Genomic DNA, 10517 nt, shown 5'->3' on the forward strand with positions numbered 1-10517 from the left:
CTACCATTAGGTGTCCGATGTCGGTTGTCAGAGGGATGACTCCGATCATGATGCTGAGTCCGGCAACGGTTCCTGCCACGCAGCCAAGGATTCGCAGCTTCAGCTTCTCTACGGTTTCCGCGACGGTTCCGAGCGATACGATGAAGCAGGTGATCAGAGCAGTGTGGATGCCGGGCCAGCTCAGGGTGGAGTAGATGAGGTAGCAGGTCATCGCTGCCAGAGTTGTCTTGAACGCGTACTGCACGTGCTCCGGATTGGAGAAGGCAGTGGGAAGGAAGAATCCTGACTTGGCTTTTTTTTCTTTCGATGGAGCGGAGCGCAGTTCTCCAAATTGGGTCAGACCGGCGTTGAAGAACCTGATGGAGGAGCCAACGAGATCGTCGGAGTCGCCTTCTACTCGAATCGGTTCGACGAGGGCTGGATAGCCGCCCTTCTCGACGATCGCTGCCATCTTGAGGAGGGTTGACTGCATTACCGAGCGTGTCTCGGTCGATGGGAGCGCGTCAGCTTCGGTGACCATGAACTGCACAGCAGAGAGGATTGTAGTCGCCCCATCGGATGAGGTCTTGAGGCCGTCGAGATCTTCTGGACGACTGCTGTGTTCGATGGAGGAGAGCCGTAGCTCCTTCTGCGTTTCTTCGTCTCCCTCAGCGAGTAGCTGATTCAACTCGCGGATCGATTCCTCGTCTGTTTGCAGAGCCTTTGCTGCAGTACGAAGCCGTGCTACCAGTTCCTTTTGTGCGAGACTGCGAGGGGCCGCTCCGAACAAGAGATTGATGACAATCGAGACTGCTGCTGGGATAGCGAAGAATAGCCAGGTGTACAGGAACGCTCTCGTGACCAGTTCACCAAGAGGAACAGAGCCTAGTAGATCCAACGCGTATGCAATCACGAGCGCGAGAGTTGACCCGATCGGCTTGAGCTTGCTCGCAGAAACCAGAAACATGAGGGTGAATGAGATTGCCGCCATGGCTCCCACGCGCAGGGGAATGCTTGAGAGGACGGGCGATGCGATCACTAACAGGAATCCGACGATGATGGCGATGATGATCGTGAATGCAGTCGAGAGAACGATACTCCCTACACGGTCTGGTTTATTGAGGAAGAAGACTACATAGACGGTCAGAGCGATCTCAGGCGTTTTGTATATCTCGGCAACCAAAGCAACGAGGGCACAGATAAGGGCGAGCCTCAGCGCGAACGAAAGGCGCTCCGGAGAGTAACGCGTAAGAAGGAGCCAAGCGTTATTTTGGGGCATCGCCTCATCTGCACGCGCTACCATGATCGACCTCCGCGATGGCGCTAGCGCCGATGCGTACGAGCTGCTCAGGCGGCTCCTGCAGGTGAATCCGTACAGGGAATCGCTGTGCCACGCGCACCCAGTTGAGGGATGGCTCGACATAGGGGACCGACCTTGGAACATTAATGCGATCCGCCGACAAGACTCCGAATCCGATGCTGTCTACAACACCTTTTATCGGGGTACGGCGATCGATCATGGAGTAAACCGTCACGCAATCGCCCTGCTTCACCCGCATGAGATCAATTTCGCGAAAGTTGGCCGATACGAACCACTCCTCCGTATTGATGAGCGTGAAAAGCGACTGGGATGGTATGACCATCTCTCCTGTCGATACGGAGAGACCAACGATGCGTCCTTCATGCGGAGCGCGCACTTCCGTATCTTCCAAGGCCCTGTGGGCATTCGTGAGCGCGGCCGAGGCGGCTCTTACGGCCGCTTCCGCAGCGGCGACATCGTCGACCAGATGGTGAGCCGCAGTCTGCTGTTCTTTAGCTTCGGCGAGAGAACTTGTGGCGTTCTGTCTCGCAACCTCTGCCTGGTCGAGCTGCTGCTTCGGGATATAGCCTTTCGCAGTCAGGGGCTTCAGGCGCTCCTCGGTACGCATCGATAGTTCGAGATTGGTTTGCGCCCTTAGGGTCTGTTCGCTAGCGATCTCGGCATTCGAACGCTGCGCCGAGACGAGCCGTCGCTTGGAGTCCAGCGTGGCGCGGGAGAGAGCGAGTTGCGCTTCTGCAGAGGCGACGTTGGTCTGGTACGGCATCGGATCGATTCGGAAGAGAAGATCGTCCTTGTGAACCAGCTCGTTCTCATGGATCGGCAGTTCTATGATCCGGCCACCCACTGCAGAGGCGACGTGAATGACCTCCGCATCGATGCTGGCATCGTCTGTCGAGAGCTTTGTACGGGAGGCTACCCTTACAGCAAGCCCAACAGCGGCGCCGATGACTAACAGGGCGATGAGAATGCCCAGCGGTTTGCGTTTATTGATTCCGCGAGCTTCCATTTTTAGTGCACCGTCCAGGAGATCCATACCGCCAACGCGACCAATACGCCGATGGCCACGCAGACCGCGAGTTGGAAAGGGATAACCGTCGTCAGATCGGTCGATGCCATGACACCTCGTGCAATGACAGTCGCTATCACTCCGACGACAGCACAGGCCAGCCACGCCGGAAAATACGCGCCGGCGATGGTCAGCGAAGGAGCTCCGCTGCAACCGCTAAGCAGGGCTGTTTGAGCGAGGAACAGCAGCAGCCGAACAGTGGAGGTGAGAACAGGCGTAACGGAAATCTGCTTGGAGATTGATCACCTCCCGCTCTTCTCAACAGTCAGAATTGCCCAGTATTAGCGCTTATTGACTTTTCCAACTTGGGCCCAAATGTCCATCAGGACTCTAATGCTTCTACAAGAATGGAAAATCCATGGAAATCGAGTTACGCGACCAAGAGAATACGAAGAGCGATGCATCTCGCGGGCATTTGCCTGAGATACTGCCCCCCTGCATGAGCTTTCTCCATATCTGAGATCACTCGGATTCTCTCCCGACTAAGAGGGCCAAAAGCTTAAAGGCGATCAAGCATACGCCATCTATCCAACTCAGTTCAACGCTCGAATGAGCTAATCACAAAGCCCGTATAATTCCCAGTTCAAATGTTATGGATGAGTTTCGCCTTCGCTCGTCTATGCTCCAATCCATGACCGATCGAGAGATATCGCCCCACTTCCTTCTGTTGATGGCAGAGCTCATCGTCGCTGTGCGAACCGCACGCTTCAATGCGTCAGAACGTGAAGGCGCTAACAGTGCACTTTCGCATAATAGCGACAAGAATTAGCACGCTCAAGCTGAATGAAGGCCTCTGTGTTTCCAGGAAGATGCAGACACGCAATGAGATAGCTGAATCCAAATTCAGGGGAGCTTAAGGTTTGCTCTTTACGCTGAAGCCATGGTTCCTCGGCTTCGTTCACTTGTTCAGGCAGTGGTTCTCCTTGCCACTCTTTCGTTAGCTGGCAGCACGTTAAGTGTTGCGCAGCAGGTGCAGCCGGACACTGCGCCGAACCTGACATTAGCTGAGGCAATAAAACGAGCGCAAGCCAACGAGCCGATCTTTGCATCCGCGCTGGCGGCCCAGAAGTCGGCAGGTATCAATAGTTATCTTGCGAAAGCCGCGCTTCTCCCGTCCGTGACCTATCACAACCAGATGCTCTATACCCAGCCCAATGGCCAGACGAATCAGGGTGGGCAGGTTGGATCGCAGGCATCTCCTATCTTCATCGCCAACAACTCCGTGCACGAGTACTCCAGTCAGGCGGTCATCAACGAAACGATCGGGCTCAGGCAGTTCGCTGATTCACAGGTCGCGTCAGCCAATGCTGCACGAGCAACGGCCGAGTTAGAGATCGCGCGGCGTGGCCTGGTATCAGCCGTAGTTAACCTCTACTACACAGTATCGACCGCTCAGGAAAGGGCCCGGCTTCAGGCCGAAGCCTTTACAGAAGCACAGAGTTTCACCATGCTTACGCAGAAGCGTGAGGCTGCACGCGAGGTGGCGCACGCTGACGTCGTGAAGGCACAGCTTCAAATGCAGCAGAAGCAACGCGACCTTGCGGATGCGAAAGTTGCTGCAGACAGGGTCCGCCTTGAGCTTGGTGTGCTCCTCTTTCCTGATCCCCGGACTCCATATGCGACAGATCTTCCCGCCACCATGCCCATGCTTCCCAGCCACGAAGAAGTTAATCAGCTGGCATCGCAGCACAATCCAGAGATGCGGAGTGCGCTCGCGGATATCAACGCGGCCAATGCTGCAGTAAAGTCTGCGAGGGCAGCCTATCTTCCTGATCTTGGACTCAACTTCACCTACGGTATCGACGCCCCGCAGTTCGCAAAGCGCGGACCGGACGGCGTACGCAACCTCGGCTATTCCCTTAGCGGAACCCTCGACATTCCCGTGTGGGACTGGTTTTCGACGCAGAAGCGAGTTAAGCAGAGCGAGATCCAGCGAGATGTCGCGAAGGTCAACCTCACCGCAGCGCAACGGCGTCTGATCGCAACTCTTGAAGAGAGCTATGCAGAAGCGGCAGCAGCCCGGGACCAGCTTGATCTTCTCGAACAAAGCGTTCGCACCGCTGACGAGAGCCTGAAACTCACCCGAATGCGATATGTTGCAGGCGAATCGACAGCACTGGAAGTCGTCGACGCTCAGAACTCCTACCTTGCAGCTCAGACGGCACAAGCAGACGGCCTCGTCAGATTCGAGACCGCGGCCGCGTCACTCCAGCTTCTTACAGGAAGTCTCTAATCCATGACTAGCAATTCTTCCTCCAGCCTCATCCTCTGCCGTGGCGCCATCGTCACTCTCGGGTTGTTCTGTACCCTTGCTCTCAATGGTTGCAAAAAACCTGCGGAGAATACATCGCAGTCGATCGTCACGGTCGAGGCCCAGCATCCCCAACGCGGTGACATCTCCGAGCACATCATGGCGGATGCAACGCTGTCGCCCCTTGCACAGGCAGCGATTTCGCCGAAGATCACTGCCCCTGTCCGCACGTTCTATGTGCAGCGAGGCTCCAGGGTCAAGGCGGGTCAGCTCCTCGCTGTGCTTGAGAATCGTGATCTCTCAGCGCAGGTGCTGGACAACCAGGGTCAATACACCGCCGCCCAGGCGGCCTACACCATGCAGACCAAAGCCCAGGTCCCGGAAGACTACGCGAAGGCAGAACTCGATGTAGCCCAGGCAGATGCTCAGCTCCAATTGCAGCGCGAGATAGCTTCCTCTCGGAAGAACCTCTTCGAGCAGGGAGCAATTGCTGGTCGTGACTACGACACTGCGGTTGCTTCCTTGGCGCAGGCACAGGCAGCCTACGACACTGCGCGAAATCACCTCAATTCCTTGACGAGTGTCAGTAAAGCGGCTTCGATGCAACAGGCGCAGGGACAACTCTCCTCCGCCCGCGGCAGATACGAAGCTGCGGAAGCACAGGTTTTATACTCACAGATTCACAGTCCCATCTCAGGCGTTGTGACCGACCGTCCTCTCTTCCCCGGAGAGACAGCCACAACAGGAACACCATTGGTCACAGTGATGGATACGTCATCGCTGCTCGCCAAGGTACATCTCTCTCAAATCGTGGCACAGAGGCTCACTCTGGGTGATAACGCTTCAGTGACCATCCCCGGTGTAGATGAGCCGATAACCGGAAGTGTGGCTCTCATTAGCCCTGCGCTTGATCCCGGCAGCACGACGGTGGAGGTTTGGCTAAAGGTCGATAACCGTGCAGGCAAATATAAGGCGGGCACGCCCGTTCGAGTCTCCATCGTGGGCAGAACCCTCCCTGACACCATCAAAATTCCTCTCGAGGCTGTCATCACGGCGGAAGACGGAGGCAAGTCTGTCTTCGTTGTAAATAGCGACAGCACCGCTCACAAAGTTGCCGTGCAACTCGGCATCACGGATGGAGAAGATGTGCAGGTCACGCAAGGCCTCAATGGCTCGGAGACGGTCATCACAAACGGGGCATACGGGCTGGATGATGGAACCAAAGTAACGATCGGCGAGCCCGGCGCAGAGGGAGACGAGAAGTGATGGAACAGCCATTCATACCGTCCTCGAAGCGTTACTGGCTCGTTCGCTTCCGAAGTCCCATATTCTTCTTCTTGATCGTGCTTTCGCTCGCCGGGATCTACACTGCACAGAAGGTTCCGATCTCCGTATTTCCTGAGACAAATTTCCCGCGCGTTGTCATCGGTATAGATAACGGTGTCATGCCAGTCGACCAGATGCAGGTCACGGTCACCAAGCCAATCGAAGACGCGGTTAATTCCGTGCCGGGTTTGGCCACGGTTCGCTCCACCACAAGCCGCGGCTCTGCGGAAGTAAGCCTCTTCTTCGACTGGAATGTGGACATGTTCCGCACCTTGCAGCTTGTGGACGCGGCATTAAGTAGAGCGCGGCAGACACTGCCTCCGACTGCGACGATCACGACGAATCGTCTGACCTTTGCGACCTTTCCGATCCTCGGGTATAGCCTCACCTCCAACCGCCTCTCCCAGACGCAGCTTTGGGAGCTTGCGACGTACCAGTTGAAACCGCCTATCAATCGAGTAGAGGGCGTCAGCACCGTCACGATTCAGGGTGGCAAGGTTCCCGAGTTTCATATCGTGCCCAATATGGCGAAGATGCAGACTGCAGGCGTGACCATTCTCGACCTGGTCAACTCGGTCCAGGCATCAAACATCATCGACTCGCCCGGCCTCTACGAATCGAATCATCAACTTGTGCTCGGCCTTGTGGGTGCGCAGGCGCACAACGCGGATGATCTCGGGCGTCTCGTTGTTAAGAGCACTGCCAGTGGCACCGCCGTCCGCGTCTCCGATGTCGCCGCAGTTCAACCTGGGGTTATGCCGGTCTACACGGCCGTCACGGCGGAGGGCAAGGCGGCGGTTCTGGTCAATATCACCCGACAGCCTGCGAGCAACACGGTCGCTGTCGCCGATGCTGTGGCTGCCCAGGTGGAGCAACTCAGGAAGAATCTGCCTGCAGGAGTTGAGCTGAAGCCCTACTACGATCAATCGGAGCTGGTCCACGAGAGCATTCGCAGCGTCCGTGACGCTATCCTGATCGGCCTCGGTTTGGCGTGCGTGATCCTGTTCCTCTTCCTCGGCGACTGGACCTCTTCCCTGATAGCAGGACTTGTAATCCCGGTGACGGTGGCGCTAACCATACTCGTGCTCTGGGCGATTGGAGAGAGCTTCAACCTCATGACCCTCGGCGGATTGGCGGCAGCCATCGGTCTGGTCATTGATGATGCCATCGTAGTAGTCGAGAATATCGTTCTCCATCGCGACCACGGCGAGCCCCGTGCGGACGCCGCTAGACTGGCTCTCAAAGAGATCACTGTTCCGATCGTCGGATCAACGATCACACCTGTGGTCGTGTTCCTCCCCCTTATCTCCGTGACGGGTGTGACAGGCAGCTTCTTCCGCGCACTCGCCATCACCATGACCATCGCGCTCCTTACATCCCTCTTTCTGGCACTCACCTGGACACCAGCTCTGAGCCTGGTCCTGCTGAAGGAGCGCAAGGGAGCACAGCCAGCCTATGAGGAACATGGGCGTGTCATGCGCAACATCTTGTTATGGCACCAGCGTGGTCTGACATGGGCGCTGTCAAAGCCTCTTCTCTTGCTTGGGTTATGCGGTCTTTTAATCGCAGGGACCTATCTCAGCTACCAGTCGCTCGGTTCTGATCTCCTGCCAGCAATGGATGAAGGCGGTTTCATTCTGGACTACATCATGCCCGCAGGTAGTTCTCTCACTGAAACAAACCGGGTCATGGAGCACGTCGATCGCATCCTGCACTCCATACCGGAAGTAGAAAGCACCTCGCGCCGGACTGGCCTTCAGATGGGCCTCGCTGCGGTTACCGAAGCAAACACCGGCGACATTACAGTCAAGCTCAAGACCAGCCGGGATCGCGGTATCGACGAGGTCATCGCAGATGCACGAGCTGAGATTAAGAAAACAGAGCCGCAGTTGGACGTGGAATTTACACAGGTCCTTCAGGATATGATCAACGACCTGTCAAACGCTCCAGAGCCCATCCAGATCAAGCTCTTTGCCAATGATCCCGCACTGCTGTCCGGGGTGGCCCCTCGTGTAGCCGATGCCGTCGGTAAGATCCCGGGCGTCGTGAGTGTTGAGAATGGCATCGAAAACACGATCAGTGGTCCTGCAACCAACTTTCAGGTTGATCCTACGGTTGCTGGACGGATGGGCTTCACGCCGCAAGAGGTCGCAGAAGATGCCACTTCTATCCTCGACGGCGTCACTACAGCGGACCCGTTGATCGCGAACGGCCGTCCGTACACGGTGCGGGTGCGATTGGGCGATGAGACAAGACAGTCCTTCGATACCATCGAAAACACCGTCTTCAACAGCGCGAGCGGCAAGCTGGCGACGCTGGGCTCGCTTGCACAGGTGACACAGCTTCCTCCCCAGAACGAGATCCGGCGCGAGAATCTGCAACGATTGGTGGTTGTAACCGCCCAACTCGAAGGCTCCGATCTCGGCACGGCCATCGCGAAGGTACAGCAAACCGTGAGCGCGATGCACCTTCCGGCGACGGTTCATGTTGTCTACGGTGGAACTTACCAGGAACAACAGAAGTCATTCAGCGAGCTACTCCAGGTCCTACTCATCTCGCTTGCGCTCGTCTTCGGCGTCTTGCTTGTGGAGTTCCGAAATTTCTCCGCTCCCATCGCCATCCTCACCTCATCCATCCTGTCGGTAGGCGGCGTGGTCTTTGCGCTTCTTATCACAGGAACCACCTTCAACGTGGCCTCCTTCATGGGAGTCATCATGGTCATCGGCATCGTTGCGAAGAACGGCATCCTCTTGCTCGACGCAGACGAGCGCTATCGCCGTGAGGGCACGTCTGCCAAAGAAGCAATGCTGCTCGCTGCACAACGTCGCCTCCGTCCCATCATGATGACGGCTACCGCAGCCATCTGCGGGATGCTGCCACTGGCCCTCGCCTTTGGCGCTGGCTCGCAGATGCTGCAGCCACTGGCGATCGCGGTGATCGGAGGTCTGGTCATCTCCATGGCATTGAGCCTCATCGTGACACCGGTGGTCTACTACCTGCTTACAGCCAAACGGCATAATCCTGTGGCTAAAGAAGTAACAGCGTCCTAAGCGAACGGAGACGACATCCGGAATCGTCAGGCCCACCACTTCCCTGTCGCGCCACTTCCCACTTGCTAGTTCTTGGGAAGCTGGGTTGCGCTCCATCCACCGCCAAGCGCAATCTGTAGTCGCGTGCTCGCCAGGATTCTCTGCGACACCAGCGAAGCCGCGGCTCGTTCATTCATCAGCTCGATCGTCTGATTCGTCAGGACCTCAAGGTACGGTGCAAGACCGCGCTTGTAGCGAAGCGTCGAAAGCTCTGTGCTCCTCTTCGCTGCGGCGACAGCATTGTTCTGAACGGCCGCCTCCTCTTCCAGCACGCGCAATGCGGAAAGCTGGTCTTCCACATCCCGAAACGCGGAGAGAACCTGTTCGCGGTACAGTGCCGTTGCCTCTTCGCGCTGGGCCACCGCATAATCCACCTGCGCCCGTCGCCTCCCGGCATCGAACAATACCTGACTCGCCGTCGGCCCCGTGTTCCACCCTGCGCTTCCCTGGTTGAAGAGCTGCGTAATCTGGCTGCTCTCCAGAGTTCCACTTGCTCCCAGAACAACCGTCGGATAGTAGGCGGATTTAGCTACCCCGATCAGTGCATTCGCGGCAGCGACTCTCCGTTCCGCCGAAGCGATATCGGGTCTGCGCTGCAGCAGCTCCGATGGAATTCCCGTCGGTGTACTCGGAGGCTCTCCACCCAGCGGCTTTTCTGCGATATGGAAGCCGGTCGCCGGCGTGCCGACAAGAACAGCGATTGCGTGCTCCAGCTGCGCTCGTCCCACGCCAAGATCGATCAACTGCGCTCGGGTCTGCTCCAGCTGTGCCTTCGCCTGCTGCACGTCGCTCTCTGTACTCAGCCCGCCCCTTAGTCGATCCTGCGTTAACTTGAGCGTCTGCTGGTAAGCATCGAGGGTATTGCGCAACAGCTGTGCCTGCAGATCGATTCCTCGAAGCTGAAAGAAACTCTCTGCCAGAATTCCCTGCAGGCTAAGCCTCGTATTCGCAACATCGGCTGCCGTCGCCTGCGCGGCTGCACTGTTCGATTCAATCTGTCGCCGGATGCGCCCCCACAGGTCAGGCTCCCACGAGATATTCAGCGGAACCAGGAAGTCCCAGTAATCCTGGGCAGCATTCGACGGGCGCAGTGGCCGCGTGCTCGAGATGCGGTTCCGGCTTGCCCCCACTCCAATCGCCACCGTCGGGTACAGCGAGGATCTGCTCTCCCGCACAAGATCATGCGCCTGCTCATAGGCCTGCAGCGCAGCCGCGATGCTCTGGTTCGCGGTAGCACACTGCTGCTCCAATGCGTCCAGCTCCGCATCTCCGTAGATCGTCCACCATGGTCCGCGGTCGGTCGCATCCGCTGGTGTCGCAGTAGTCCACGCGCCATTATGGCCCTCCTCGCTGTAAGCGGGAGGCGCAGGCATCGCAGGCACCTTGTAGTTCGGCCCTACCTTGCAACCTGCAATCGCAAGAGCCGCCAGCAGAGCGGCAAACTTCGATGTGCTGCCGCGTCTCATCGCTTCGCCTCTTCTGACG

At 57.4% G+C, this 10517-nt stretch carries 7 protein-coding genes; 3 read left to right on the forward strand and 4 right to left on the reverse strand.

The genetic code is table 11. The features are described from left to right. From JAO29_RS23000 to JAO29_RS23710, 3 genes are all read right to left on the reverse strand, one after another. Positions 1 to 1282 (reverse strand): FUSC family protein (locus JAO29_RS23000; RefSeq protein WP_334270624.1); only part of this gene is annotated, 1282 nt, incomplete at its 3' end. Then, entirely contained in the window at positions 1263 to 2306 is a 1044-nt protein-coding gene (mdtN, locus tag JAO29_RS23005; protein WP_334270625.1) for a multidrug transporter subunit MdtN, read from the reverse strand. The genes mdtN and JAO29_RS23000, both read right to left, overlap by 20 nt. Positions 2307 to 2308: 2 nt before the next feature. Continuing rightward, positions 2309 to 2605 carry a YtcA family lipoprotein gene (locus JAO29_RS23710; RefSeq protein WP_442886480.1) on the reverse strand — a complete coding sequence of 99 codons (297 nt, stop codon included), beginning with the start codon at positions 2603 to 2605 and terminating at the stop codon, positions 2309 to 2311. Between the two features lie 641 nt (positions 2606 to 3246). Here JAO29_RS23710 and JAO29_RS23010 point away from each other — a divergent pair. Genes JAO29_RS23010 through JAO29_RS23020 form a run of 3 tightly spaced genes read left to right on the forward strand, consistent with a single transcriptional unit; the run spans position 3247 to position 8993 of the window. Further along, positions 3247 to 4599 (forward strand): TolC family protein, encoded by a 1353-nt coding sequence (locus JAO29_RS23010; protein ID WP_334270626.1) that lies wholly within the window; start codon positions 3247 to 3249, stop codon positions 4597 to 4599. Positions 4600 to 4602: 3 nt separating this feature from the next. Then, positions 4603 to 5883, forward strand: a complete 1281-nt coding sequence (locus JAO29_RS23015) for an efflux RND transporter periplasmic adaptor subunit (RefSeq protein WP_334270627.1) — start codon at positions 4603 to 4605, stop codon at positions 5881 to 5883. Then, on the forward strand, positions 5883 to 8993 hold the full coding sequence (locus tag JAO29_RS23020; RefSeq protein ID WP_334270628.1) for an efflux RND transporter permease subunit: 3111 nt from the start codon (positions 5883 to 5885) through the stop codon (positions 8991 to 8993). The genes JAO29_RS23015 and JAO29_RS23020 overlap by 1 nt, the downstream gene beginning before the upstream one ends. A 65-nt stretch (positions 8994 to 9058) precedes the next feature. Here JAO29_RS23020 and JAO29_RS23025 read toward each other — a convergent pair whose 3' ends face one another. Beyond that, complete coding sequence (locus JAO29_RS23025) at positions 9059 to 10498, reverse strand: efflux transporter outer membrane subunit (protein WP_334270629.1); 1440 nt, start codon at positions 10496 to 10498, stop codon at positions 9059 to 9061. Positions 10499 to 10517 lie beyond the last annotated feature (19 nt).

It is taken from the genome of Edaphobacter sp. HDX4, from assembly GCF_036877565.1.
Taxonomy (GTDB): domain Bacteria; phylum Acidobacteriota; class Terriglobia; order Terriglobales; family Acidobacteriaceae; genus Edaphobacter.

What these genes read in the sequence shown, in the direction of transcription:
- mdtN (WP_334270625.1), bottom strand. Translation starts at nt 2,306, where the DNA reads ATGGAAGCTCGCGGAATCAATAAACGCAAACCGCTGGGCATTCTCATC.
- JAO29_RS23010 (WP_334270626.1), top strand. Translation starts at nt 3,247, where the DNA reads ATGGTTCCTCGGCTTCGTTCACTTGTTCAGGCAGTGGTTCTCCTTGCC.
- JAO29_RS23015 (WP_334270627.1), top strand. Translation starts at nt 4,603, where the DNA reads ATGACTAGCAATTCTTCCTCCAGCCTCATCCTCTGCCGTGGCGCCATC.
- JAO29_RS23020 (WP_334270628.1), top strand. Translation starts at nt 5,883, where the DNA reads ATGGAACAGCCATTCATACCGTCCTCGAAGCGTTACTGGCTCGTTCGC.
- JAO29_RS23025 (WP_334270629.1), bottom strand. Translation starts at nt 10,498, where the DNA reads ATGAGACGCGGCAGCACATCGAAGTTTGCCGCTCTGCTGGCGGCTCTT.